Here is a 25437-nt window from a genome sequence, read left to right as displayed (position 1 = left end):
AAGAGAGCAATACAACGCGGGAAAGCCCCGCGTTTGTGACGAAGACAAAAAGTCAGGAATAGAGATTAGATGCGCCGAATCGGGCCTGAGATGGAAAGAAGAACTGTGGATTAGTTTCTGCTGCGGCCTGCCGCTTCAACCTGATTCAACGCCGCAAGCATACGCTTCACCACTTCAGGATGTTCGGCTGCAACATCATGCTTCTCTGACGGATCGCTGATGCGATTGTACAACTGCGGCTGCGGAGCGTTTCCAAGTTCGGTATTTGTATATTGGTCGTAGGCAGGCTTATTGCTGGGCCGTATCAATTTCCAGTCGCCTTCGACCAGCGATAGCACTCCAGCCTCTTCAACGAGAGATTGGCGCGCCGTATGCGAGCGACCAAGCAGCGCAGGAAGAATATCCATGCTGTCGGGAGCATCGTTCGTTGCCAGCTTCTGACCCGTCAGCGATGCGAAGGATGCAATCAGATCGATCTGATCGACCAGCGCGTTCGTTGTCGTCTTCGGCTTGATGTGGTCAGGCCATCGAATGATGAAAGGCACACGCGTGCCGCCATCGAAGTTGCTGTACTTGCCTCCGCGATAGATGCCCGCAGGCCGATGCGAACCCAGACGCGCAACTGCTTCGTCCTGATAGCCGTCGTCAACGACAGGGCCGTTATCGCTCGAGAAGATCACAATCGTGTTTTCCTCAAGCCCATTTTTCTTAAGCGTTGCCAGAACCTGACCCACACACCAGTCAAGCTCAGCGATCGCATCGCCGCGCGGCCCCATACTGGTCTTACCAACAAAGCGCGGATTCGGCATGCGCGGAACATGAATGTCGTGGACCGGATAGTAAAGGAAGAAGGGTTCGTCTTTGTGCTTCTCGATAAACCGGACTGCCTTCGACGAAAGCGTATCGGCAATATCTTCATCCACCCACAACGCTGACTTGCCGCCCTCCATGTAACCGATACGGCTGACGCCATCGACGATGGCCATGTCGTGGCCGTGGCTGGGCTTCATCTTCAACAGTTCGGGATGCTCTTTGCCCGTCAGCTCGCCCGGGAATGGAGCCTTGTAGCTGATGTGAATTGGATCGGATGGATCGGCGTTGACGACGCGATGGTCTTCGACGAAGACGCACGGTACGCGGTCCGGCGTAGCTGGAATGATGAAGGAGTAGTCGAAGCCGATCTCCAGAGGCCCCGGCTTGATCTCTCCATTCCAGTCGATGTCGCCCTGCCCAAGCCCAAGATGCCACTTGCCGACAACGCCCGTAGCGTAGCCGCTGCGTTTGAAGAGAGCAGGCAGCGTGAGTTTGTCTGTGTCGATAATTAGTGCCGCATCGCCCGGCAAGACACCCGTTCCGGGCTTGCGCCAGGCGTACTGTCCTGTCAGCAGCGAATAGCGCGAAGGCGTGCAGGTGGCCGAGGTTGCATGCGCATCAGTAAAGCGAAGTCCCTGCGCTGCGAGAGTATCGAGATTTGGAGTATGAACAGATGTTGCGCCATAGCAGCCGACATCGCCGTAGCCTACGTCATCGGCATAAATGAGCACGATATTTGGCTGTGCGCTTGGTTTTTTTGCTCCCAGCAGAGTTGCAGCCGAAGCTGCAGTCGCGGTCCCGAGGAACTGGCGTCTGTTCATGAAAGACATGAAAGAATAATATCTCGAAACAAAAAGAAAGGGCTGCTCAAATTTTTTGAGCAGCCCTTTCGGGGAGTGAGAGCAATAGCTAAGCTTTGACGACCGCGCCGTTTTCGACCTTGACGGGATCGAGGAATGGCATGTTCTTGCGCAGCTCAGCGCCGACCTTCTCGATACCGTGCGCAGCTTCCTGCTGGCGGATGCGAGCAAACTCGTGGCGACCGGTTTCGTTCTCTTCGATGAACTTCTTGGCGAACGAGCCGTCCTGGATCTCTTCGAGCAGCTTCTTCATGGCTTTCTTCGTCTCGGCAGTGACGATGCGCGGTCCGGCAACATAGTCGCCCCACTCTGCCGTGTCGGAGATGGAGTGACGCATGTAGGCCAGCCCGCCACGATACATGAGGTCGACGATCAGCTTCAGCTCGTGTAGCACCTCGAAGTACGCGAGCTCCGGCTGATAGCCTGCCTCCGTCAGCGTCTCGAAGCCTGCCTTGACGAGAGCCGCGGTGCCGCCGCACAGAACGGCCTGTTCGCCGAAGAGGTCTGTCTCGGTCTCTTCGGTGAAGGTCGTTTCCAGAACGCCGGCGCGTGTGCAGCCGATGCCCTTGGCATAGCTCAGCGCCAGCTTGAGCGCGTTGCCGCTGGCATCCTGCTCGACGGCAACCAATCCGGGAACGCCACCGCCTTCCGTGAAGACCTCGCGAACGCGATGGCCAGGAGCCTTCGGTGCAACCAGCGCGACATCGACGCCAGCAGGAGGCACAATGGTGCCGAAGCGGATATTGAAGCCATGCGCGAAGAGCAGCGTCTTGCCGGGAGCGAGGTTCGGCTCGATCTCAGCCTTGTGTACCTTCGCGGCCGTCTGGTCCGGCGTGAGGTTCATGATGACGTCGGCCCACTTGGAGACGTTGGCCACTGTGTCGACGACAAGGCCAGCCTTGCGCGCGCGGTCGGCGTTGGGTGAATCAGCGCGGAGGCCGACGCGGACTTCGACGCCCGAATCCTTGAGGTTGAGCGCATGGGCGTGGCCCTGCGAGCCGTAGCCGATGATGCCGACCTTCTTACCCTGGATAAGCGAAAGGTCTGCGTCCTGATCGTGGTATGTCTTTGCCATTTTCTTTCTTCCTTCACAAGTCAGCGAGTCAGCAAATCAGCGAGTCAGCGTGGAGCCGTTCGTTTGAGTTGTGGCGCTGCGGATTGATGATGCGTTTTTGTCTCGGGTTGATAAAAGTTTAGCAATGCACGAGGATCAGGCTTCATCCTCAGCAAACTGATTGGGCAGATTGTCGACCATCGGACGATCCGGATAGGCGACCGGCATATCTTCGGCAGTCTTCGTGCCGAGAGCCTTCAGTACACGACTGGTGTGGTGGCCGCGACGCATGGCCATGCGGCCGGTGCGCGAAACCTCAAGCACTTCAAAGTTTGACTCGCGAAGCACCTGCAGAAGGCCCTCAATCTTCGAGGCGGCGCCGGTCATCTCCAGCATGATGGACTCGGGCGCAAGATCGACGACACGCGCGCGGAAGACATTAGCCAGCTCGAAGATCTGCGATCGCGAGTGCTGCCCATGCGGCGTGGTGGGACCGGCAGCAACCTTGATCAGGCAAAGCTCGCGGATGACGGCCTCGCTGCGCCCAAGCTCATCGACATCGCGCACGATCTCGAGCTTGTAGAGTGAAGCGCGAACGCGGTCGGCCGCATGCTCAGGTGCATCACAGACGATGGTCATGCGCGAGACGCCCTCGCGCTCGCTCTCGCCGACGGTGAGCGAGACGATGTTGACGTTGAGACGGCGAAAGAGGGAAGCGACCCGGGTCAATACGCCGGGCTTGTCGTCTACCAGTGCTACGAACGTGTGGAGCATAAATCCTCAGAGGGTTAGTGTGTGGAGGGAACAGGTACAGGTGGCACCGACGATAGAGGGGGCTTCGGGTACGACGGAATGAAGGTCCGGGGAATTTCGAAGAGGATAAGCTCTCCGGGTTTAGCCTGTGGTCTGGCATCGCTGCAGAGATTGCCGGTGGTAATGCCATTCTCGCGAATCTGAGCGAGCGAATAGTTTTTGTAAAGTTCGCCGCGCGGGCGGCAGTCGGCGTACATGTTCGAGAGTATGCGAATGATAGAAGCAGTACCGGTAGTTACATCGATGGCACCCTTCTTATCTGTGGGCATTGCGACGGAGCCGATCTGGTCTTCGCGAAGCGCAACGTTCAGTTTCTCGTCCGAGATGGGGAGATTGTTTCTTGCATCGATAACCTTGATGGTTACATGCGGTGTGTTGTCAAACTGTCCGTCGTAGATAACGAAGTTCTTTCCTCCATCGAGATGGCCTGTGAGAACGAGCCAATCCGTTTCCGTAGCGTTAGTCAGCTCGCGATATTGCGGTGTATTGCGAGCCTGATCACTCCAGGAGGCGGAAAAAGTGGTTTTATATCCGTCGTCATAAACTATCGGAGCGCCGTTGTTCTGGGAGAAATGACAGCGAACAACCGCCATCCTGCCTCCAAGTCGCGACGCGTCTCCTCGCAGCTGGGCTAGGCTCAGAAAAGGCCCCGGCTGCTGTGCGGCGATTGGCAAGCTGCCAACCGTACCACAGAGAAGAGATAGTGTCGCAATACGGACGAAGAACATCTACTCATCCTCCGCAGTTTCAAGCAGCGGATCTTTCTGCGGCCTGCGTACCATCTCATGCAGCGCTGCACCTGGTGCGATCATCGGATAAACGCCGTCCTCCTTCTCGACGGAGAAGTTGATCAGATATGCTGATGAGCCAGCGCGCGCCTTTGTAACCGTAGGCGTTACATCCTTGCGCTGCGTGACGTGCGCGCCGGGAATTCCATGCGCATCGGCGAGCTTGACGAAGTCCGGCGAGAGAATCGGTGAGCAGGCGTAGTTCTTGTCGTAGAAGGCCTCCTGCCACTGGCGCACCATGCCGAGGAATCCATTATTGATGACGGCCACGTTGATGTGCAGATGCTCCTGCTGAATGGTGGAGAGTTCCGCCGCCGTCATCTGGAAGCCTCCGTCACCGGCGATGCACCAGACATCGCAGTCGGGACGCGCAATCTTCGCGCCGATGGCGGCGGGCAGCGCAAAGCCCATCGTACCGAGACCGCCCGAGGTGATGAGCGTGCGCGAGTCCTCATGCTTGAAGTACTGCGCCTCCCACATCTGGTGCTGGCCCACGTCGGTAGCGATAATCGTCTTGTCGAGACGCCCGGCGGCCTTGGCCTCCTGCCAGATGTCGTTGATCACGTGCGCAGCGTATAGATGGCCGTTGTCGGGCAGATTGATAATGTCGCGCACGGCTGCATCGCCCTTCATCGCACGAATCTCGCGGAGCCACTCCTTGGTATTGTTCTCGGGGGCGGACTTACCATCGACGACATAGCTCTTATCGTGGATCAGTGGCTCCATCGTGTTCAGCACTTCTTTCAGGTCACCAATCAGTGCAACATCGACGCGAACGTTCTTGTTGATCTCGCTGGGATCGATCTCGATATGAATCTTCTTCGCATTCGGCGCGTAGCTGGCAAGGTTGCCGGTCACGCGGTCGTCGAAGCGCATGCCAAAGGCCAGCAGCAGGTCAGCCTGCTGGATCGCATTGTTGACCCAGCTCTCGCCATGCATGCCCATCATGCCAAGCGCCAGCGGATGCGAGGCAGGGAAGGCTCCCAGACCCAGCAGCGTGGTGGCAACGGGAATCTGGTAGCGCTCGGCAAAGGCAAGGACTTCGCGCTCCGCCTCCGAGAGAATGATGCCGTGACCCGCGAGAATGACGGGCCGCGTCGAGGCGCGCATCAACTCGATAGCGCGATGCATCTCAGCCGACTCCGTACGCAGCATCGGGTGCGGGCGATACGGAGCAGGCGCGGCCTCTTCAAAGTTGAAGAGAGCCGTACCCTGCTGCGCGTCCTTGGTGATATCCACCAGCACCGGACCAGGGCGGCCGGAGGCAGCGATCTGAAAGGCCTCGCGAATCATCGGTGCGATCTGCTCGGGCCGCGTGGCGACGAAGTTATGCTTCGTGATCGGCAGCGTGATGCCGGTGATGTCGATCTCCTGGAAGGCATCGGAGCCAAGCACCTTCGACGAGACCTGGCCCGTGATGCAGACGATCGGCACCGAGTCCAGCATGGCCGTCGCAATGCCGGTGACGAGATTCGTCGCGCCAGGTCCCGATGTCGCAATCGCGACGCCGACCTTGCCCGAGGCGCGCGCGTAGCCGTCAGCCATGTGCGCAGCGCCCTGCTCGTGCCGCGTGAGCACGTGATGGATCGGGAATTTACGCAGCGCGTCATACGCAGGAAGGATAGCTCCGCCCGGATAGCCGAAGACCGTGGTGACACCTTCGCCTACAAGCGTGGCCCAGAGAATCTCGGCTCCGGTGAGGGTCGGGTGCTGATTTTTGTCGGTCATCATCATTCTCCTTTGCAGACTGCTCCGTTGATTTTTTGCGACTGCAATACTTGCGCGCGCAGTTATGTCGTGACAGCGCCTTCGCTCGCGCTGCTCACCGTGTTGGCATACTTTGCGAAGACGCCACGCTTGAATCGCGGCTCGGGAGCCTTGAAGTCCTTCAGACGTTTCGCAATCTCCGCAGCGGGGACCTCAAGACGCAGTTCGCGCTTGTTGATGTCGAAGGTGATCAGATCGCCTTCATGCACGGCAGCGATCGGTCCACCGAGATAAGCCTCGGGAGCGATGTGGCCCACCATCAGGCCGCGCGTAGCTCCGGAGAAGCGTCCGTCCGTTAGCAGCGCGACGGTCTCTGAAAGCTCAGGAATGCCCTTGATGGCGGCAGTGACCGCGAGCATCTCGCGCATCCCCGGGCCTCCGCGTGGGCCCTCATAGCGGATAACGCAAACGTCGTTTGGCTTGATCTTGCCCGCCTCCACTGCGGCGAAGCATGCATCCTCGGAGTCGAAGACACGCGCCGGGCCGGTGTGCAGCACCCGTTCGTGGCCCGCAACTTTTACCACGCAGCCATCGGGAGCAAGGTTGCCCTTGAGGATGACGAGTCCGCCGGTTGGCTTCAGAGGCTTGTCAACCGGATAGATCACCGGCTGGTTCGGCGTTTCCTTCGCATGCTCTGCTTCTTCTGCGAGCGTCTTGCCGGTAACGGTGATCTGCCCGCCGTCGATCAGGCCAGCATCGAGTAGCCGCTTGGCCAGCACACGCGAGCCACCCGCATCCTGATAATCCTTCGCCGCATACTTGCCGCCCGGCGAAAGATCGCAGATGTGCGGCGTACGGTCGCTGATGGCATTGAAGTCATCGATAGTGAAGGGGATGTTGAACTCGCGCGCGATGGCAAGAAGATGCAGCACCGCGTTCGTGCTGCCTCCGCTGGCACAGGCGGCGGCATAGGCATTCTCAATGGCTTTACGCGTGACGATCTTCGAAGGACGCAGATCCTTACGGGCAAGCTCCATCACAAGCCGCCCTGCTTCGCGGCTGGCGCGTGCCTTCTCAGGCGACATCGCAGGCACGCCGGTGATCTCGATCGGCGAGATGCCGAGGAACTCGCCGGCCATCGCCATCGTGTTCGCTGTGAACTGACCGCCGCAGGCCCCAGGGCCGGGACATGCTGCTGCTTCGACGGCTTCCAATTCGTCATCGTTGATCTTGCCCGCAGCGTGCGAGCCGATGGCCTCGAAGACCTGCAGAATGGTGATCTCCTTCACGGAGCCATCCGGCTGTGGCAGCTTGCCCGGAGCAATGGAGCCGCCATAGAGCATCAGCCCCGGAATATCGAGCCGTCCCAGCGCCATGATGGCCGCGGGCATGTTTTTGTCGCAGCCTGCGATGCAGACCAGTCCGTCGAAGGAGTTGGCGCGCGTGACGAGCTCGATGGAGTCGGCGATTACCTCACGTGAGATCAGCGAAGCCTTCATGCCCTGCGTGCCCATCGTGATGCCGTCATGAACGGTGATGGTGTTGAACTCCATCGGCGTGCCGCCCGCATCGCGCACGCCCTGCTTGACGGCTTCGGCGACCTGGCGCAGGTGGAAGTTGCACGGCCCGACCTCAGTCCACGTGTTGGCAATGCCGATGATGGGCTTATGCAAATCGTCTTTGCTGAAGCCGACGCTGCGAAAGTAGCTGCGCGCAGCCGCACGGCTGGGGCCTTCGGTAAGCACAACGGAGTTCTTCTTTGCCGGATCGAGTACGTTGCTCACTGCTTCTTCTCTTCCTCTCTTCGTTTCTGTTGCGCCCATGTTTAAGCGGTCGCAGTCTTCGGTGCGGACCAGAAATCTTTGTCGTGTTTGCTTTCGAAACTGTCGAGATCCTTCTCATGCCGCAGCGTCAGACCGATATCGTCCAGTCCATTCAGCAGGCAATACTTGCGGAATGGATCAATCTCAAACGTCGCGTGAAAGCCCTGGTCGTCGGTAACGGTCTGCTGCTCGAGATTGATGGTGATCGTGTGATCGGGGTTCTTCGTCGAGCGATCGAGAAGTGTCTGCACCTCTCCTTCGCTAAGGCGAGCGAGCACGATGCCGTTCTTGCCCGCGTTCGAGAAGAAGATATCGGCGAAGGTCGGCGCGATCACCGCGCGGAAGCCGTATTGGTTGATCGCCCACGCAGCATGTTCCCGCGAGGAACCGCAGCCGAAGTTCTTTTCCGCGATCAGAATTTCGGCACCTTTGTACTCCGGCTTGTTCAGCACGAAGTCCGGCCGCTCCTTGACGATGTCTGGAGTATCGACGTCGTACCGCCAGTCGAAGAACAAAAACTCGCCATAGCCCGTCCGCTCGATGCGCTTCAGGAACTGCTTCGGGATGATCTGGTCCGTGTCGATGTTCGGCAGCGGAAGCGGCACGGCCTTCGAGGTGATGATATTGATCGGTTCCATTAGCGCTGTCCCTCCTTCTGCTTCCACTTGCGAATGTCGGTGAAGTGGCCGGTGATCGCGGCAACGGCGGCCATCTCCGGCGAAACCAGATGCGTGCGTCCACCGCGTCCCTGGCGTCCTTCAAAGTTGCGGTTCGACGTGGAGGCGCAGCGCTCGCCGGGTGAGAGAATGTCGGGATTCATGCCGAGGCACATCGAGCATCCCGGCTCACGCCACTCAAACCCTGCCGATTTGAAGACCTCATCCAGGCCTTCTTCTTCAGCCTGCCGCTTCACTGCCTGCGACCCTGGCACGACCATTGCGCGCACCGTCGTCGCGATGTGATGGCCTTTGACCACTTTTGCTGCGGCGCGAAGATCTTCGATGCGGCCGTTCGTGCACGAGCCAAGAAAAACGGCGTCAATTTTGATCTCTTCCATCGGCGTGCCCGGCTTCAAATCCATGTACTCATAGGCGCGCTCGAAACTCTTGCGGTCGGCGTCGGTCTTTGCCTCTGCAAGCGAAGGCACCTTGCCTTCGATGGTGGCATGCATGCCGGGCGAAGTTCCCCACGTTACCGCGGGAGCAATCGTCGCAGCATCGATATGCAGCTCGCGATCGAAGACAGCGCCTTCATCCGTAGGCAGCGTCTTCCAGTGCGCAACAGCTTCATCCCAGGCCGCGCCCTGCGGAACAAAGCGGCGGCCCTTCAGATACGCGAATGTCGTCTCATCCGGAGCGATCATGCCCGCGCGTGCGCCTGCTTCGATGCTCATGTTGCAGATCGTCATGCGTCCTTCCATCGAGAGTGAACGAATCGCCGAGCCCGCGTACTCGACGGCATAGCCCGTCGCCCCGTCCGTGCCGATGCGTCCGATGATGTCGAGGATGATGTCCTTCGCCGTGACGCCAAAGGGAAGCTCGCCATCCACGGTGATGCGGAAGGTCTTCGGCTTTCCTTGCGGCAGCGTCTGCGTGGCCATTACATGTTCGACTTCGCTGGTGCCGATGCCAAAGGCCAGCGCGCCAAAGGCTCCATGCGTCGACGTGTGCGAATCGCCACAGACAATCGTCATGCCCGGCTTCGTTGCTCCCAGCTCCGGCCCAATCATGTGTACGATGCCCTGCGAGGAGTCCTGCACATCGAAGAACTCCACGCCGAACTCAGCACAGTTCTTGCGCAGCGCATTCACCTGCGCGGCCGAGATCTGATCGACGATATGCAGCCGGTCATAGGCGCTCGTTGTCGGAACGTTATGGTCGACCGTAGCGATGTGACGATCAGGACGGCGAATCTTGCGTCCCGCCATGCGCAGCCCGTCGAAGGCCTGCGGCGAGGTGACCTCGTGGACGAGGTGCAGGTCGATGTAGAGAATCGTCGGCTCGCCTTCAGGTTCTGCAACGACGTGCTGCTCCCAGACTTTTTCAAACAACGTCTTTGCTACTGTGCTCATTGTTGTGCCTTTGGTGTTGTGCTCAAGCTCTGAGTCGGTTCCTTCGTGGTTTCAGCGGGAAGTGTATTGTGTGCGCCGATATCGAAAGGTGCGACCGGATGCGGCGTTCCATCAGGATCGACCAGGAAGACTCGAGTGATGTTTTGCAACTCGGTTTTCCGGGAAGGGTGCGTGGTCCATCGCGCGATGCTGCGCGTCAGCGCCGGAGGAAGATGTTCGGTGTTGAGAGCACGGCTGGAGAAGACCCACATCGTGTACGCCGCGTCCTTGTCCTCCGTCGATCTGTTCTCACTGATCCAGTCAATCGCGGCGAAGACGACCAGAGAGTTTGTCGGCCTGAGGTCCACCCACAGCATTCCGCGGTCCTCGCAGAAGTGGGGCACGCAGCCATCGGCCGTGATGTACCGGTTCTCCTCGCCGATCACCTCACCTGGAACCATAAGAAACTCTTCAGCCACATCACTCAGTGGCGAGTGCTTGCCGTTTTTGGTCCAGAACGTCTGCGGTGCTCTGAGGTTTCTCTCAAGAAACGGCATGAAATGCGGGTCCAACACCAGCCTGTTTTCACGACTCTCCGGGCCAGGCTGCGTATACGGCCACATCCACGAGATGTCCTCCACCTGCGGCTTGTTTGCATGCAGATGCATCTGCGCATGCGAGGCCATTCCTGCTACCAGCAGTGCAGCGGCGGCGAGTTGGAGTGTGCGGCGCATCACCGATTCGTCGATCTCTTTGTTGCGAATATCAAAAGCACGTTAACCAGCGTGAACATGATGACTGCTGTAATAGCCAGCGGAACGATCTGCGTTCCCGTCTTCCAACGGTAGATGAGACCTGCGGCAACAGCGCAGTTCATCAGAATGAGCTTTGTCTTGCTCTGCATAAATGCGTTCTATACCGCGTGCATCGCCTGACGCCGATCGATCGATTCGGCCAGCGCCTGATGCACGTGCTTGCCCATCTCCTGCGTCGAAACAAGCTGTGTCTTCTCGCCTCCGCGTGCGATATCGGCGGTACGGTAGCCTGCGTCGAGTACTTTCAGCACGGCCTGTTCTACCGCCCGCGCATCCTGCTCCAGCCCGGCCGAGTGACGCAGCACCATCGCTGCTGTCAGAATCGCTCCCAGAGGATTCGCCTTGCCCGTGCCTGCAATATCAGGCGCCGAGCCATGGACCGGCTCATAAAGATTCACTGCGCCGCCAATCGTCGCCGAAGGCAGCATGCCCAGCGATCCCGTGATCACACCGGCCTCGTCCGAAAGGATGTCGCCGAAGAGGTTCTCCGTCAGCACGACGTCGAAGTTCCGCGGAATATTCATGATGTGCATCGCCATCGAATCGACCAGCTGATGCTCGAGCGTGACCTCCGGATAATCCTTCGCCACTTCCGTGACGACAGCGCGCCAAAGCTGCGAGACCTCAAGAACATTTGCCTTATCGACTGAGGTGACCTTCTTGCGACGCTTGCTGGCCAGCTCAAAAGCGACACGCGCAACGCGAACCACCTCATCGCGCGTGTAACGCATCGTATTGATCGCTTCGTTCGTCTCCTTGTTCCACCAGCGGGGAGCGCCGAAGTACAGACCACCCAGCAGCTCACGCACAAACAGAATGTCGGCGTCCTTCGTAACCTCAGGCCGCAGCGGCGAGCTCGCCGCCAGCGCTGCATAAGCAACGGAAGGACGCAGGTTGGCAAAGCCGCCCAGCGCCTGACGAATCTGCAATAGCCCAGCCTCGGGGCGCTTGTCCGGAGTCAGCGCATTGAACTTGTTGTCGCCCACCGCGCCCAGCAGCACCGCATCGGAGTCCAGCGCCGCATCGAGCGTCGCCGTCGGAAGAGGAGAGCCCGTCGCCGTAATCGCAACGCCGCCAATCAGGCCATCGACGAAGGTAAAGTCGTGTCCGCCAAGCTCCGCAACCGCGCGCAGAATATTGGTAGCTTCACGAGTGACTTCGGGGCCGATGCCGTCGCCGGCGAGAACTGCAATCTTGAGGCGCATTCCGTTTCTTCCTTCAATGAGGGTTGGGAGGGCTTCAAAGCCCTGCTGCCTGTGTGACTCTTGCGAGCCGTCTCTGCGTTATGCGACGACCACAGGATTTTTCTCCGGCTTCAGCAGCCCAAGAATGTCCTGGTCGTAGATGGACTTTTTGCGGTCAGCCAGTTCTGTGAAGCGGTGATACACCTCATCCAGCTGCTCGCGCGTCAGCGTGTGTCCAAGTTTTTCAAGGCGATCAGCCAGCGCACGACGGCCAGAGTGCTTGCCGAGCACCAGATTTGTATGGCCCGCACCGACAGAGGCTGGCGTCATGATCTCGTACGTCAGCGGATTGGCCAGCATTCCATGCTGATGAATACCCGACTCATGCGCGAAAGCATTCGCGCCCACCACGGCCTTGTTCGGGGCCGCGCCAAAGCTGATGCACTCGGCCAGCATCTGGCTGGTGGGGAAGAGCTTCTCCATCACAATATTGTTTTTATAAGGAAACTTGTCACGGCGAACCATCAGTGCTGCAGCAATCTCTTCGAGAGCCGCATTGCCTGCTCGCTCGCCAATGCCGTTGATCGTGCACTCCACCTGGCGCGCTCCACCTTGAATACCGGCCAGCGTATTTGCGACCGCCATGCCAAGATCGTCGTGGCAGTGCGTCGAGTAGGTGACATTCTCCGAACCCGGAACGCGCTCACGCACCATACGAAACAGCGCTTCGTACTCTGCCGGAGTCGTGTAGCCAACCGTATCAGGAATATTGATCGTCTTTGCACCCGCCTGCACGGCGACAGTAATCATCTTCACCAGAAAGTCAGGATCGGTGCGTGTGCCGTCTTCGGTCGAAAACTCGACATCGTCGGTATAAGTCAGAGCCTGCTGAACCGACTCTGCCGCCTGGTCCAGCGCCTGCTCACGCGTGATGCGCAGCTTGTACTCCAGATGCAGGTCCGAGGACGCAAGAAACACATGGATGCGGTTTGAGGCGGCGGGCTGAATCGCGCGTCCGGCAGCGTCAATGTCCTCGCGCTTACAGCGGGCCAGCGAAGCGATACGCGTTCCCTTCACCTCGCGTGCGATCGTCTGCACGGCATGGAAGTCGCCCTCGGAGGCAATGGCAAAACCGGCCTCGAGAATATCCACACCCAGGTCGCGAAGCTGGTGTGCCATGCGCAGTTTTTCGTCCAGGTGCATGGTACAGCCAGGCGACTGCTCACCATCGCGCAGGGTCGTGTCGAAGAAGACAATCTGGTTGGGATCACGCATAACGGTAGTCACTCTCGATCTCAGGAGTTATCATAACGCAGGCTTATGATGGTTTGCGCGTATATCAAAACTTCTAATCGTTCTATTCGCGCTGTCTAACCGGCGGCCCAAAGCGAGGTGCACAAGTGGATCTGGTCCAGATGGAGACATTTCTGGCCGTAGCAGAGGAGCGGAGTTTCTCACGGGCCGCCTCACGGCTCCATCGTACTCAGCCTGCCGTCAGTCAGGCAATCGCCAAGCTCGAAAGCGAACTCGGCGAGGTGCTCTTCGACCGCTCCTCACGCGACGGCACCCTCACCGACGCAGGCGAAGTCCTGCGCGAATACGCTGCTAAGTTGCTGAATCTGCGTGGAGAAGCCGCCTCCGCTCTCAGCGACCTTAGATCCCTGCATCGGGGTCGCCTGAACCTTGCGGCAAACGAGTACACCTGCCTCTACCTGCTGCCTCTGCTCGATGAGTTCCGCCGCCGCAACCCTTTGATTAAGCTGGCCGTCCAGCGAACCCTCGCCAGCCGCATCTCCGACGAGGTGCTGATGCACTCGGTCGAGTTTGGTGTCCTCTCCTTCCGTCCCGACGACAGCCAGTTGAAATCCGTCGTCGTCTACCGCGACGAGCTCGCCTTTGTCGTCAATCCGCGCCACCCCCTGGCGACGGCCGAGAAGGTCTCCATCCGCCAGCTTGGCTCGCAGAACTTCATCGCCCACAACATTCCCTCACCGCAGCGGCAGAAAGTCATCCAGACCTTCAACCGCCATAAAACTCCTTTGAATATGGGGGTTGAGCTTCCTTCCCTTGAGGCCATCAAGCGATTCGTCGAGATGGGCAACGGCGTCGCCCTCGTCCCCCGGCTCACCGTCGAACCCGAGCTCAGGAGCGGCTCACTCGTACGTGTCGAGGTACCGGAGCTGCAGACGGAGCGTAAGTTACGCCTCGTCTATCGTCGGCAGGCCAACCTCTCGCATGCAGCCCTGGCCTTCCTCAAGGTGGTTGAGTCCTACGCCGCCGCCCAGGGCGACCCCTACAGTTTTCAAACCGAGCGGGGCGCCTGAAATATTTTTCCGATGTCTATAGACATCTCCGAAAACATTCTCGTCTGTACGTGCAGAATCTCGTGGCCAAACTCCACAGGCCCGAATGCGAGGTAAAACATGATGATGACGTTACGTACGCACGCCAGGCGAATGGCCTTGATGGCACTCTGTTGTGGTGCACTCTGCGCCGTTCCGATGGTTGCGCAGGATGCTGCTCCTGCCGGTCCTCCCCCAGGCCAGATGGGCCCACGAGGAGGCGGCAGAGGGCAGCTTGAAATGCTGACCAAGCGATTGAATCTCACCGCCGATCAGCAGACGCAGGTCAAAGCAATCGACGAAGACACCGGCAAGCAGATGATGGCGGTTCGCAACGATACCTCGTTGTCGCAGGACGACAAGCGATCCAAGATGATGGATATCCGCAAAGCATCGCAGGACAAGATCCGCGGCATCCTCACCGACGATCAGAAGACGAAGTACGACGCCATGCTCGCCGAGATGAAAGACAGAATGAAAGAGCGCGGCCAGGGCGGAAATCCGCCTCCTCCTCCGCAGTAAATTCGTCACCGATCTCCAAAAGACAGGACCGGCAGAGCTTACCTCTGCCGGTCTTTCTTCGTCCAACGCCCACCGGGCATGTTCTGTGCGGTTACAATGAAGGCACGGCAAAAGATGGCTCAGCACTTTGCGGGTTTACCCCGGGGCCGGTCTGGATGATTTTGAAGGGATCAAGCGAAGAATGAAGAAAACGATGTTGTTGGGTGCGCTGATGCTGCTGGCTTCCGCTGGGTATGCGCAGGAGAGCCGGCAGGACGCCAGCGTAAGCGTGATTGGAACTTTTGCGCCTCAGGTAAATGGCAATGCAGTACAGGCGAACGCATCGAGCACCATCGGCTTTCTGGGCAGCTATCGTTACATGCTCACGCCGCGCAGTGCGCTGGAGCTGAACTACTCCTTTGCGCAGTATTCGACCCGCTACAGCACCAGCTTCCTTCCCAATGTGCGGATTCATACCCGCCAGCAGGAGATCACGGGTGCCTATGTGTATAACTTCCGCAGCTACAGGAACTTTAACCCCTTTGCCGAAGTCGGCGTCGGCGGCCTGATCTTTACTCCGATCCGGGATTACGCGACCACCAACCTCGACACCAAGCAGAACACCAACATCGGAGCTCTGTTTGGCGCTGGTGTCGCCTATGAACTCAGCCCAAGCTGGGACGTTCGCGTACAGTACCGCGGATTCTTCGTGAAGACACCGGACTTCGGCCTGACCAACTTCAAGACCAATCGCTGGGAAGTCGTCTCTATGCCCGCAGTCGGCATTGCCTACCACTTCTAAATACAGCGATGCAGTGGTGCAAAAGAGAAAGCCCCGGGATCCCGGGGCTTTTCCTATGTCCTTTGTTTGAGCTCAGTGTGCAATCGAGAGCTTTCCGGCAGGGAAGTGATACGCTGCTCCGATCGTGATCACGGAAGGGCTCAGGCCATTCGGCGGAAAGCTCATCCATTTCTGATACTCGTACTCAGCGCGTACATTGACCCGCGTTAGCACGCGATAGTCCAGGCCGATGCCGCCTGCAAACATGTTGTATGCCAGATTGGCATACGTCTGGCCATTATTGGCGAAGTTGAAGACGCCGCGTCCATACATCACCTTGCCGTAAGGGACAAACCGGTTGTGATAAACCCGCGAGTACCGTCCACCTACCTCGTAGGTCTTTTCGTAGATATTTGTTTTGCCGTCCTTGAGGAAGCGGAACTCACCCTCGACGCCAAAATGGCGATAGAAATCGAAGTCCACATAAACCGTTCCGCCGTTCACGCGGTTCGGCACATAATCGGTATTGGCATTTGAGATTCCGCCGCCAATCTGCAGGTCGCCAGCACGGGAGGCCGTCGGAACGGCCTGGGCGAACGTGATAGCTGGTGCTCCCAGCAGACTGATTGCGATCACGACTTTCTTAAGCACTGCATCCACCTCAAAACGGCCTCAAATCTCAGCAGCCGCAAATCTTGAAATTCGTACAACAACTACCAGAAAATTCGAAAGCCGATCCTACGTACGTAGGAAAATTTCAGGTCAGCCTCCACAAAATAGTCTTGTGGGACTAGCCGTTTTAGACCAGTCCCACAGGATGCCAGTGCTGCTAGTTCTGCGGCGGGTTGGCAGGTGCTGCACCAGGTGCCGCCGGGGCCGGAGCCGCTGTATTGTCAGCCGGCTGAGCTGTTGCCGGAGCTGCCGCTGCTGCTGGAGCAGCGTCCGTTGCCGCAGGAGCTGCTGCTGCCGGAGCTGCATCGACCGGTGGCTTGTAGTAGCCCAGCTTGATGTAGATCGGCTCGACCTCAAACGGCATCTTGTCGGCAGGCGACAGCAGAGGCTCATAAGCGCTGTGCAGCGTGATGACCTGATCGGTCCACGGATCGCGGCGCAGGAAGCTTGCCAGCGGCATAGCTGCCTGCTGCTTCAGGTCGGCCATATCCAGCTTCGGAGCTTTGCCCATCAGGGCTGCAAGCCAGAACGTCTGGTCCTGATCGCTCTTCACCAGCGCATCGCCGATCATCGGCTCGTTCAGCGACTTCAGCGACTTCACACGCTGCTGCAACTGCTGCAGGTAGAGTCCGAAGTACTGCTGTCCGCCCTCGAGCTCCTTGGCGCTCAGCAGTTCGACTGCTTTCTTAGCCGCCGCGGTATTGTCTGCATCCGTGTGATGCATCGGGATACGGTTGAAGACCGAAGTTGTGGGGAAGAGAAGCCGGTCGTTGAAGGCGTACTTCGTATCCAGACGATGGCCAAGAATGATGTGCGCGATCTGGAAGGCAAGAATCGCATTCAGGTTACCCATCTGCTGGGCGCCGTCCTGGCTGATGATGCCGGTGGTGTCGATCAGGCTCTTCGAGATGATGATCGTGTTACCGACCGCCAGCGACTCCAGCGGCTCCGTCAGCAGCGTACGGCAGCGGATCGGCCGTGAGAGGGTGATGTTGTTGTAGGCGAGGATGTTTCCAGCCAGCGCCTCCAGCGTCTTGTCGAATTCGCTCGGAGCATCCAGCAGTCCTGCCTGGAACAGGCGCTCGACGACGTTATCTTCAGCCTGCTGTACCCATGCGCGCTGCGCTCCCAGCGGGCTGACGTCCTGCGCTTCGCTGCTGACGTCTGTTGCGCCAACAACGTCCAGCGACGTGTTCTCCGCCTGCTGCTGCGGAACCTTCAGCACATAGCCCCAGATGTGGTTGATCGCCTTGAACTTCAGCGTACGGGTTACGCTCTTCGGGTCGCTCTCTTCCACGTAGAAGGAGGTCGGCAGCCATAGGTCGGGCTGAACATTCGTACGCCAGCTGTCGAAGTGGTAGTACTCACGCGAATCGCGCTCGGTTCCGGCAAAGTTGCCGTTGAAGCGGACCACGTTGCCATTGCGCGTCTCCACCCAGATACGGCCAAAGAAGCGGCCGGTAGCGCGCTTGCCGTTGCTCGGCGTCACATCAAAGACGGCCGTCTGTGTCGTTCCCAGAAACTCATTTCGGACGTAGCCGAACGCATAGTGCTGACGGTCGAAGTCATTCGAATCCATCAGGATCATCTGTACAAAGCCGGCTTCATTGAAGTTCAGGTGCAGGCTCGAGCCGATGCCGGTAATCGCAGACAGTGAATTCTTGAAAAATCCCAGCTTGCCGTTGTTGGCCGTTCCCTGCGAGGTCGCTTTGTTGACCTGATAGTTTTCGCTGCCGATAATCTTGCTGAACTCGACGCGGCTCAGAAAGTGCTGGTCCGACTCTGGAACCTGGCCCAGCTTGTCATCCGGACGCATGTTTTGGATGTAGGTCTCAACCAGGGGAGCACGTTCCTTGACGACCTTAATAACCTCTTTTTCGCGGACAATGGCCTTGTCGATCAACTGATTCTGGCCTGCTGTCAGCTTTCTGGAGGGGAGTACATCCTTATCCGTCTTTTTCTTCCCCAGCAACGGAAGGCCGTGCGCAGCAGGCGCCGAAAAGCTGGTTGCGAGGAATGCCAGTGTGAGACCGGCGGCGGGGAGGTTCCGGAAATTCATTTTGTTTAATGCTCCTGCGATGACGTTTTAGGGTCACCCTTTGAGGTTGGTCACAATCCTATTGTTCAACAAATTGAGTTACAACGCGAAAAACTCCTCCGGTAACCTTACCCGGCAAGTTGGAAGGCAACATTCACAACACCTTCCCAGTCAACGGGATTGCCCTGAGCATCGGTCGCAGGAGAGAAACGCGTCGCCTGCACCGCGCGAATGGCTGATTCGCCTAGGCCATGGCCCAGATCACTTGTCACGCCAAGTACATGCACGGCTCCGGTCGCAGAAACCTTCAGCCTGACCGAGACGGTGCCCTCGATGTGCATCTTGATCGCTTCAGCCGTGTACTCCGGGCGAGGCTTGAACAGCACCTTCGGTGGCTTCGATGCCGTCGCAACCGGAGCAACCGGCTTCGGCATCGTTGGTTGAACCGCCTGACCCAGGTTCACAGGTCCGGCAATGCGCCCGGGAGCATTCATCGGCCCCGTTCCGCCAGTAACGCCAAGCTTCACTCCCTGTACCGCACGGGCTCCATTGCCAGTCATGCTCTGGCTGCCTGCTGAACCGGATCCCAGGTTGACTGCCGTAGCCTGCGGTCCCCCACCGGTATTCGAAGCGGGCATCCCAGCCAGACCACGCTGACCCAGGTTCACAGCCGAAGTCGCCGGGCGATTCGATGGAGCAATCGGGTTATTCGCCTGTCCAAGGGCAACGGCTGACGGATGAGGCGAGTTATTGGGTACGGAGGCCGCCATGGGGTGCGCCAGCGATACCACCTTGGGAGCGGCGGGCGCAATCACCTGCTTCGGAGGAGCAGGCAGAATTACCGGGGCTGGCTGGGTCATCTTCACCTCAGGCAGCTTCGGCGGCTCCGGAACCTTGACGTCCGGCATCTTGATCTTCGGCGGCTCCACCTTGACCTGCGGAACAGGCGGCAGCGGCTTGGGAATAATCTTCGGCTTGATCGGCTCAATCTCTTTGGGAAGAGGAGCAATGCTGATCTCCGTCAACTTGTGACGGTTGTCCATGGTCTTCTTCGCTGCTGCGCCCAGAATGCAAACCACAATTGCGATGATGATGTTCACCGTAACCGAGGTGACAAGCGATCCCTTGCTCTGGTTCCCATCGTTGAGAACGCCAAAGTGGGCAAACTGCATGTTCTGTGGATTCAAATCATCGGAGCGTAGCGGCTTAGCCATAAAAATCCTTAGTCGCTGCCTCTTCTCGTGAGAGGCGGGGAGTTTTGGCCAGTCTCAGAATTTCTCCCGACCGGCTTACTGCGTTTAAAACTAACCAGAGCGTTTTTCAGTGAGGGGCCTGGCCCCACTCGAATTTTGTTACTTCGATCCACGAAGGTTGCTTCGACCATCGCGTGAGGCATCATCCAAGACAGACGAAAGGTGTTGCGCCAAAGGTTGCAGCAGGGCCGTGCAATTGGGAGACCAATCCCGGTCCAACGCCGAGCCTCTGCCAATCCACTACTGCAAGTATAGTGCCGTAATTGCATTCCGTTGACACTGGTACTTTCGTGGTATCCATAGGTAGGTGAAAGGAGCATGAAATGAACATCTTAGTGACTGGCGGAGCAGGTTATATCGGGGGTACCGTTTCCCGCCTTCTTCTGGCCTCGGGCCATAAAGTCACAGTATTCGATAATTTTTGCCACAGCCGCCCCGAGGCCGTCGCCCCGGGAGCCCGGCTGGTCGAGGGCGATCTGTCCGACCGCAGCCTCATCGAGGCCACCCTCCGCGAGGGTCGTTTTGATGGCGTCATGCACTTCGCCGCCCTCATCGAGGCAGGGGAGAGTATGAAGGTCCCCGAGCTCTACTTCCGCAACAACGCCATGGCGACCCTTACCCTGATCGAGGCCATGCTCGCCACCGGCCACAACCGCCTCGTCTTCAGCTCCACCGCCGCCTGCTATGGCGAACCCCTCTCGACCCCTATCACCGAAGACGCCCGACTCCTGCCCACCAATGCCTATGGAGAAAGCAAGCTGCTGGTCGAACAGATGCTCACCTGGAGTAACCGCATCCACGGCTTCCGCTATGCCAGCCTGCGCTACTTCAACGTCGCCGGGGCCATCGAAGGCTACGGCGAAGCCCACGAGCCGGAGTCCCACCTTATCCCGCTCATCCTCGATGTCGCCATGGGACGCCGCGCCAGCATCAAGGTCTTCGGCAAGGATTACCCCACGAAAGACGGCACCTGCGTCCGCGATTACATCCACGTCCAGGACCTCGCCGACGCTCATTTCCTCGCTCTCGCCGCCCTCGAGAAGCAAAGCCGCCTGATCTACAACATCGGCAATGGACAGGGATTCACCGTGCGCGAGGTTATCGACTCGGTCAGCCGCGTCACCGGCAAACCCATCGCCGTCGAAGAGCACGAGCCCCGGCCCGGCGATCCCGCGATCCTCGTCGCCAGCTCCGAAAAGATCAAGTCCGAGCTGGGATGGAAACCAAAGTTCTCAGAGCTGGACTCCATCATCGCCAGCGCCTGGCAGTGGCACCAGATTCGCTACGCCTGACACAATTGCGGGCCGCAGGCATCACACACGGAAAGGAGTCTCCCGTCTTGATCGAGAGCATGTTTCACCTTCACCTTCCGCTGCTGGAAAAGATCCTGCGGCCCATCCTCGTCTACCTCTGCCTGGTCGGCTTCCTGCGCCTCTTCGGCAAGCGCGAGCTGGCCCAGCTGAACCCCTTCGATCTCGTCGTTCTCCTCTGTCTCTCGAACACCGTGCAGAACGCCATCATCGGCGACGACAACACGATCACCGGAGGCATCGTCGGCGTCTTCTCGCTGCTCACCATCAACTGGCTCCTCAGCCGGGCTCTCTTCCGCATGCCCAAACTCAACCGCACGCTCGAAGGCAAAGAAACCGTCCTCATCCGCCACGGCAAGGTCGATTGGGAAGCGCTCAAGCGCGAAGCACTGACCGAACTTGAGTTGAAGACCGTTCTCCACCGCCAGGGCCTGCGCGATTATTCCCAGGTCGAGCGCTGTGTCCTCGAGCCCAGCGGCAACTTCTACGTCGAACAGATCGACCCCTTGCTCGAAGGCCGCCAGCGCAGCGAAATCCTCAACCAGATCGATGCGCTCACCCAGGAGGTCCGCGACCTGAAGCAGCTTCTTGCCGCTCGCGGATAGCTCACTGCTTCCCGCTCAGCTTCTCCAGTGCCTCGCGATACCGTTCCGGACGCTCCGCCATCTGTGCATCCTTCACCGCCGCGCGATAGCCACCCATGTAGATCGAGTACATCACCGCCAGCGCGCATCCCACTCCGAAGGCAAAGCCCAGAAAGAACCCAATGCCGACCGACCAGAACAGAGACGTAGAAGCCATGATGGCCTTGATTGTATCGGCTCGCCGGTGAGTCCTCGCTCGCCCTGTGACATCATGTGGCATACGAGGTGAATCGCATGAAGCGTTGTGCAGCTCTTCTGGGCGGATGTGTGCTCTCTGTGTCCGCGATGCCCCAAACCGCGATGACGCAGACTGTCCCGTCGTTCGTCGATCGTGAGCTCTCCGGCCTGGTCGCAACGTACAAAGACCTCCATGCCGCCCCGGAGCTCTCCCATCACGAAGAGAAGACCTCTGCCTTCCTCGCCGCCGAGCTTCGCAAAGCCGGCTACACCGTCACCGAACACGTCGGCCATTACGCAGACGGCTCGCAGGCCTACGGAGTCGTCGGCATCCTCAAAAACGGCTCCGGCCCCACGCTCCTCATCCGCGCCGACATGGATGCGCTCCCCGTCACCGAGGACACTGGCCTACCCTACGCCAGCAAAGTCCGCTCCAAAAATCCCGCCGGACAGGACGTCGGCGTCATGCACGCCTGCGGACACGACATCCACATCACCACGCTCATCGGCGTCGCCCGCGCCATGGCTGCACTCAAGAGCCAGTGGCACGGTACCCTCACGCTCATCGGCCAGCCCAGTGAAGAAACCATCGACGGAGCCCGCGCCATGATGTCCGACCACCTTTACCAGCGCTTCGGCAAGCCCGACATGGCCATCGCCCTGCACGACTCGCCCTTCCCCGCAGGACTCGTCGCCGTCGTGCCCGGCCCCGCGCTCGCAAGCTCCACCTCCATCGACGTCATCATGCGCGGCATCGGCAGCCACGGCTCCGCGCCCGAGCAGGGCAAAGACCCCATCGTCATGGCCGGCGAATTCATCACCCAGCTTCAGACCGTCGTCAGCCGCTCCGTGCCTCCGCAGCAGCCCGCCGTCGTCACCGTCGGACAAATCCACGGAGGCACCAAGCGCAACATCATCCCCGACGAAGTCAAGCTCGAGCTCACTACCCGCTCCTACTCCGAGCCCGTTCGCCAGACCATCATCGAAGGGGTCCGCCGCACCGCTCGCGGCGTCGCCATCGCCGCCGGAGTCCCCGACGACCGCATGCCCATCGTCACCGTCCTCGACAACGAGTTCGCCCCCGCCACCATCAACGACCCCGCGCTCTCCGCCCGGCTCGAAAAACTCTTCGCGCAAAAGCTCGGTGCCGACCACGTCATCCAGGTCAAACCCATCATGGGGAGCGAAGACTTTGGCTACTTCGGCGACGACGGCAAAGTCCCCTATGTCATCTTCTGGCTCGGTGCCGACGATCCGCAGCAGTTCGCAGAGCACCAGAAGTCCAGCACGCCGATGCCCGCACTCCACTCCGCACACTTCGCTCCGCTGCCCGAGCCTGCTCTCAAGACGGGTATTACCGCCATGACCGACGCTGCCCTCGATTTGCTCCAGTAAGCTGGATGGAACCCCACCCCCTGCGTCATTTGTCCTACGCTTCGGTTGCCGGTCGTGCAATCGTTAGCGTACCTTTTTGGGTGAACCGAAAACTGAGGGAGTAGTTAGTGACCGTCATTGCAGAAGGAACAAATCTGGATTCGAACCTGCGTGAAAACCGGCTCTTTGAGCCTTCGCAGGAGTTCCGGTCCAGGGCGCATATTTCGAGCCTCGAGCAGTACGAGCGGATGTACCGCCACAGCGTCGAGAAACCCGAAGAGTTCTGGGCCGAAGCCGCCCGCGAGCTCGACTGGTTCACCCCGTGGACCAAAGTTCTTCAGCCCGGCCCCGATGGCTCCGCTCTCGGTGCCCAGTGGTTTGTTGGTGGCAAGCTTAACCTCGCGCATAACTGCGTCGACCGTCACGCCACCGGCGCGCGCCGCGACAAAGTCGCCTTGCTCTGGGAAGGTGAGCCCGGCGAGGTCCGCAAACTCACCTATGCCGACCTGCACGCCCAAGTCCAGCGCTTTGCGAATGTACTGAAGAACCTCGGCATCAAAAAGGGCGACCGCGTCGCCATCTACATGGGCATGTGCCCCGAGCTCGCCATCGCGTTGCTCGCCTGCGCCCGCATCGGAGCCGTGCACTCCGTCATCTTCGGCGGCTTCGCCTCGCACGCGATCGTCGACCGCGTCAACGACTCCTCCTGCGTCGCCGTCATCACGCAGGACACCGCCTATCGCCGCGGCTCCGAAATTCCGCTTAAAAAGACCGTAGACGAAGCTCTTAAGCAGTGTCCCTCCGTTAAAAACGTCGTCGTCTACCGCCGCAGCGGAACCGCTGTTCCGATGACCGAAGGCCGCGACGTCTGGTGGGACGAGTCCATGCTCGCCGCTGAAAAAGAGTGCGAGCCCGAGTGGATGGACTCCGAGGATCCGCTCTACCTCCTCTACACCTCCGGCACCACCGGCAAGCCCAAGGGCCTGCTCCACACCACCGGTGGCTACGCCGTTCAGACCTACCTCACCTCGAAGTACATCTTCGACTTGCAGGAGAACGACGTTTACTGGTGCACCGCCGACATCGGCTGGGTCACCGGCCATAGCTACGTCGTCTACGGCCCGCTGCAGAACGGCGCTACGGTGATGATGTACGAAGGTGCACCCAACTGGCCCGAGTGTGATCGCTTCTGGAAGATCATCGACGCGCACAAGGTCTCCATCTTCTACACCGCACCGACAGCGATTCGCGCCTTCACCAAGTGGGGTGTCGACTGGGTCCGCAAGTATTCGCTTGCCTCGCTTCGCCTCCTCGGTACCGTCGGCGAACCCATCAACCCCGAGGCCTGGATGTGGTTCCATCGCGAGGTCGGCCACGAGCGCTGCCCCATCGTCGATACCTTCTGGCAGACCGAGACCGGGGCCATCATGATCGCACCTATCCCCGGTGCCGTCGCCACCAAGCCCGGATCGGCCACGCGCCCCTTCTTCGGAATTGTGCCTGAAGTAGTTACAAAAGAAGGCGAGCCTGTTCCCGACGGACAGGGTGGCCTGCTCGTCTTCCGCACACCCTGGCCCTCGCTCGCACGCACCGTCTACGGCAATCCCGAGCGTTACCAGGCTGCTTATTTCAGCGAGATTCCCGGCAGCTACTTCACCGGCGACGGCGCGCGCCGCGACAGCGATGGCTACTTCTGGCTTATGGGCCGCGTCGACGATGTGCTCAACGTCAGCGGTCATCGTCTCGGCACGATGGAGGTCGAGTCCGCCCTCGTCGCGCATCCCAAGGTCGCCGAGGCCGCCGTTGTAGGACGCCCCGACGATCTCAAGGGACAGGCCATCTGCGCCTTCGTCACCCTCGAACAGGGACACGCCGCCACCGAAGAGCTTCGTCAGGAGATTCGTCAGTGGGTCGCCAAGGAGATCGGGGCGCTCGCTCGTCCCGACGACGTCCGTTTCACCGAAACCCTTCCCAAGACACGTTCCGGTAAGATCATGCGTCGCCTCCTCCGCGAGTTGGCCACGACCGGCGAGGTTAAGGGAGATACCACCACCCTCGAAGACTTCTCCGTCATCGCCAAGCTCCGCGAAAACGAGGAGTAGGTCGCGCATAAAACGCAGCACAAAAGGGGATGGCGCCTCGAGGGTGCCATCCCTTCGCTTTTGCAGGGAGGGATGGCCAGGCCGAATCAAAAACCTGTCAAGCCCCTGAATTTGCAACTCGCTCATTTCAAAGCAAATAAACCGCACGAAAACTGCCGATTAGTTTCCCCCGTTTCGCTACACTTAAATCAGCCATAAAAAATCCCCAGCCTCACGTGCTGGGGATAACTCTTTTGGAATCTATATTTTGGGGGTTAACCCATCTGCTTTCAATATTTTGCCCTGTGCAAAACTAGCAAACTATTGAAAAAGAGCAAGTTGCGTCCCCATGACAGG

23 protein-coding genes are annotated in these 25437 nt (G+C 59.2%); 7 read left to right on the top strand and 16 right to left on the bottom strand.

Going from position 1 to position 25437, the window contains the following annotated elements; translation table 11 throughout:
• Positions 1-110: 110 nt before the first annotated feature.
• The 12 genes from KFE13_RS05420 to KFE13_RS05365 form a co-directional block, all read right to left on the bottom strand.
• Positions 111-1643, bottom strand: a complete 1533-nt coding sequence (locus tag KFE13_RS05420; RefSeq protein ID WP_260706147.1) for a sulfatase family protein — start codon at positions 1641-1643, stop codon at positions 111-113.
• A 79-nt stretch (positions 1644-1722) separates the two neighbouring features.
• Complete coding sequence (ilvC, locus tag KFE13_RS05415; protein WP_260706146.1) at positions 1723-2748, bottom strand: ketol-acid reductoisomerase; 1026 nt, start codon at positions 2746-2748, stop codon at positions 1723-1725.
• Positions 2749-2883: 135 nt separating this feature from the next.
• A complete protein-coding gene (gene ilvN, locus KFE13_RS05410; RefSeq protein WP_260706145.1) occupies positions 2884-3501 on the bottom strand; it encodes an acetolactate synthase small subunit in 618 nt (205 codons plus the stop codon).
• Between the two features lie 14 nt (positions 3502-3515).
• Positions 3516-4133, bottom strand: a complete 618-nt coding sequence (locus KFE13_RS05405; RefSeq protein ID WP_260706144.1) for a hypothetical protein — start codon at positions 4131-4133, stop codon at positions 3516-3518.
• A gap of 135 nt (positions 4134-4268) precedes the next feature.
• The gene (ilvB, locus tag KFE13_RS05400; protein WP_390891604.1) at positions 4269-6062 is read right to left on the bottom strand and encodes a biosynthetic-type acetolactate synthase large subunit; all 1794 of its coding nucleotides are present in this window, start codon (positions 6060-6062) and stop codon (positions 4269-4271) included.
• A 56-nt stretch (positions 6063-6118) separates the two neighbouring features.
• Entirely contained in the window at positions 6119-7819 is a 1701-nt protein-coding gene (gene ilvD / locus KFE13_RS05395; protein WP_260706143.1) for a dihydroxy-acid dehydratase, read from the bottom strand.
• Positions 7820-7860: 41 nt separating this feature from the next.
• Positions 7861-8496 carry a 3-isopropylmalate dehydratase small subunit gene (leuD, locus tag KFE13_RS05390; protein ID WP_260706142.1) on the bottom strand — a complete coding sequence of 212 codons (636 nt, stop codon included), beginning with the start codon at positions 8494-8496 and terminating at the stop codon, positions 7861-7863.
• Positions 8496-9929, bottom strand: a complete 1434-nt coding sequence (leuC, locus tag KFE13_RS05385; RefSeq protein ID WP_260706141.1) for a 3-isopropylmalate dehydratase large subunit — start codon at positions 9927-9929, stop codon at positions 8496-8498. The genes leuD and leuC overlap by 1 nt, the downstream gene beginning before the upstream one ends.
• Positions 9926-10642 (bottom strand): hypothetical protein, encoded by a 717-nt coding sequence (locus tag KFE13_RS05380; RefSeq protein ID WP_260706140.1) that lies wholly within the window; start codon positions 10640-10642, stop codon positions 9926-9928. Before KFE13_RS05380 ends, leuC begins: the two co-directional genes overlap by 4 nt.
• On the bottom strand, positions 10642-10812 hold the full coding sequence (locus KFE13_RS05375; RefSeq protein ID WP_260706139.1) for a hypothetical protein: 171 nt from the start codon (positions 10810-10812) through the stop codon (positions 10642-10644). Before KFE13_RS05375 ends, KFE13_RS05380 begins: the two co-directional genes overlap by 1 nt.
• Before the next feature lie 9 nt (positions 10813-10821).
• Complete coding sequence (leuB, locus tag KFE13_RS05370; RefSeq protein ID WP_260706138.1) at positions 10822-11928, bottom strand: 3-isopropylmalate dehydrogenase; 1107 nt, start codon at positions 11926-11928, stop codon at positions 10822-10824.
• Positions 11929-12006: 78 nt separating this feature from the next.
• Entirely contained in the window at positions 12007-13182 is a 1176-nt protein-coding gene (locus KFE13_RS05365) for a 2-isopropylmalate synthase (protein ID WP_260706913.1), read from the bottom strand.
• 125 nt (positions 13183-13307) lie between these two features.
• Between KFE13_RS05365 and KFE13_RS05360 the strand changes: the two genes are divergently transcribed.
• The 3 genes from KFE13_RS05360 (at position 13308) to KFE13_RS05350 (ending at position 15552) form a co-directional block, all read left to right on the top strand.
• A complete protein-coding gene (locus KFE13_RS05360) occupies positions 13308-14231 on the top strand; it encodes a LysR family transcriptional regulator (RefSeq protein ID WP_260706137.1) in 924 nt (307 codons plus the stop codon).
• 99 nt (positions 14232-14330) lie between these two features.
• Positions 14331-14771 (top strand): hypothetical protein, encoded by a 441-nt coding sequence (locus KFE13_RS05355; RefSeq protein ID WP_260706136.1) that lies wholly within the window; start codon positions 14331-14333, stop codon positions 14769-14771.
• A gap of 181 nt (positions 14772-14952) precedes the next feature.
• Positions 14953-15552 (top strand): porin family protein, encoded by a 600-nt coding sequence (locus tag KFE13_RS05350; protein WP_260706135.1) that lies wholly within the window; start codon positions 14953-14955, stop codon positions 15550-15552.
• 72 nt (positions 15553-15624) lie between these two features.
• Here the strand turns inward: KFE13_RS05350 and KFE13_RS05345 are convergent, their stop codons facing one another.
• The 3 genes from KFE13_RS05345 to KFE13_RS05335 form a co-directional block, all read right to left on the bottom strand.
• Positions 15625-16182 carry a porin family protein gene (locus tag KFE13_RS05345; RefSeq protein ID WP_260706134.1) on the bottom strand — a complete coding sequence of 186 codons (558 nt, stop codon included), beginning with the start codon at positions 16180-16182 and terminating at the stop codon, positions 15625-15627.
• A gap of 178 nt (positions 16183-16360) precedes the next feature.
• Positions 16361-18262 (bottom strand): hypothetical protein, encoded by a 1902-nt coding sequence (locus tag KFE13_RS05340; protein WP_260706133.1) that lies wholly within the window; start codon positions 18260-18262, stop codon positions 16361-16363.
• 107 nt (positions 18263-18369) lie between these two features.
• A complete protein-coding gene (locus KFE13_RS05335; protein WP_260706132.1) occupies positions 18370-19455 on the bottom strand; it encodes an energy transducer TonB in 1086 nt (361 codons plus the stop codon).
• A 362-nt stretch (positions 19456-19817) separates the two neighbouring features.
• Between KFE13_RS05335 and galE the strand changes: the two genes are divergently transcribed.
• Entirely contained in the window at positions 19818-20786 is a 969-nt protein-coding gene (gene galE / locus KFE13_RS05330; protein ID WP_260706131.1) for a UDP-glucose 4-epimerase GalE, read from the top strand.
• 47 nt (positions 20787-20833) lie between these two features.
• On the top strand, positions 20834-21409 hold the full coding sequence (locus KFE13_RS05325; protein WP_260706130.1) for a DUF421 domain-containing protein: 576 nt from the start codon (positions 20834-20836) through the stop codon (positions 21407-21409).
• 1 nt (position 21410) lies between these two features.
• On the opposite strand, the gene KFE13_RS05320 is transcribed toward KFE13_RS05325, so the two are convergent.
• Complete coding sequence (locus KFE13_RS05320; RefSeq protein ID WP_260706129.1) at positions 21411-21605, bottom strand: hypothetical protein; 195 nt, start codon at positions 21603-21605, stop codon at positions 21411-21413.
• A gap of 77 nt (positions 21606-21682) precedes the next feature.
• Between KFE13_RS05320 and KFE13_RS05315 the strand changes: the two genes are divergently transcribed.
• Both KFE13_RS05315 and acs read left to right on the top strand, forming a co-directional pair.
• Positions 21683-23020: an amidohydrolase gene (locus KFE13_RS05315; protein WP_260706128.1), complete on the top strand. Its 1338-nt coding sequence runs from the start codon at positions 21683-21685 to the stop codon at positions 23018-23020.
• Between the two features lie 107 nt (positions 23021-23127).
• Positions 23128-25101: an acetate--CoA ligase gene (gene acs / locus KFE13_RS05310; RefSeq protein ID WP_260706127.1), complete on the top strand. Its 1974-nt coding sequence runs from the start codon at positions 23128-23130 to the stop codon at positions 25099-25101.
• Positions 25102-25437 lie beyond the last annotated feature (336 nt).

The sequence above is a fragment of the Edaphobacter flagellatus genome (assembly GCF_025264665.1).
In the GTDB taxonomy this organism is placed as follows: Bacteria; Acidobacteriota; Terriglobia; order Terriglobales; family Acidobacteriaceae; genus Edaphobacter; species Edaphobacter flagellatus.
Note: the sequence above shows the minus strand (reverse complement) of the source record. Positions and strands in the feature narration are given on the sequence as shown.

Excerpts from the sequence above, each read along its gene's own strand:
- KFE13_RS05365 (WP_260706913.1), bottom strand. The coding sequence starts at position 13,182 with ATGCGTGATCCCAACCAGATTGTCTTCTTCGACACGACCCTGCGCGAT.
- KFE13_RS05335 (WP_260706132.1), bottom strand. The coding sequence starts at position 19,455 with ATGGCTAAGCCGCTACGCTCCGATGATTTGAATCCACAGAACATGCAG.
- KFE13_RS05320 (WP_260706129.1), bottom strand. The coding sequence starts at position 21,605 with ATGGCTTCTACGTCTCTGTTCTGGTCGGTCGGCATTGGGTTCTTTCTG.
- KFE13_RS05350 (WP_260706135.1), top strand. The coding sequence starts at position 14,953 with ATGAAGAAAACGATGTTGTTGGGTGCGCTGATGCTGCTGGCTTCCGCT.
- KFE13_RS05355 (WP_260706136.1), top strand. The coding sequence starts at position 14,331 with ATGATGATGACGTTACGTACGCACGCCAGGCGAATGGCCTTGATGGCA.
- KFE13_RS05380 (WP_260706140.1), bottom strand. The coding sequence starts at position 10,642 with ATGCGCCGCACACTCCAACTCGCCGCCGCTGCACTGCTGGTAGCAGGA.
- KFE13_RS05315 (WP_260706128.1), top strand. The coding sequence starts at position 21,683 with ATGAAGCGTTGTGCAGCTCTTCTGGGCGGATGTGTGCTCTCTGTGTCC.
- leuB (WP_260706138.1), bottom strand. The coding sequence starts at position 11,928 with ATGCGCCTCAAGATTGCAGTTCTCGCCGGCGACGGCATCGGCCCCGAA.
- leuD (WP_260706142.1), bottom strand. The coding sequence starts at position 8,496 with ATGGAACCGATCAATATCATCACCTCGAAGGCCGTGCCGCTTCCGCTG.
- KFE13_RS05375 (WP_260706139.1), bottom strand. The coding sequence starts at position 10,812 with ATGCAGAGCAAGACAAAGCTCATTCTGATGAACTGCGCTGTTGCCGCA.
- leuC (WP_260706141.1), bottom strand. The coding sequence starts at position 9,929 with ATGAGCACAGTAGCAAAGACGTTGTTTGAAAAAGTCTGGGAGCAGCAC.
- KFE13_RS05405 (WP_260706144.1), bottom strand. The coding sequence starts at position 4,133 with ATGGCGGTTGTTCGCTGTCATTTCTCCCAGAACAACGGCGCTCCGATA.
- ilvN (WP_260706145.1), bottom strand. The coding sequence starts at position 3,501 with ATGCTCCACACGTTCGTAGCACTGGTAGACGACAAGCCCGGCGTATTG.
- ilvB (WP_390891604.1), bottom strand. The coding sequence starts at position 6,062 with ATGATGATGACCGACAAAAATCAGCACCCGACCCTCACCGGAGCCGAG.
- KFE13_RS05420 (WP_260706147.1), bottom strand. The coding sequence starts at position 1,643 with ATGTCTTTCATGAACAGACGCCAGTTCCTCGGGACCGCGACTGCAGCT.
- KFE13_RS05340 (WP_260706133.1), bottom strand. The coding sequence starts at position 18,262 with ATGAATTTCCGGAACCTCCCCGCCGCCGGTCTCACACTGGCATTCCTC.
- ilvC (WP_260706146.1), bottom strand. The coding sequence starts at position 2,748 with ATGGCAAAGACATACCACGATCAGGACGCAGACCTTTCGCTTATCCAG.
- galE (WP_260706131.1), top strand. The coding sequence starts at position 19,818 with ATGAACATCTTAGTGACTGGCGGAGCAGGTTATATCGGGGGTACCGTT.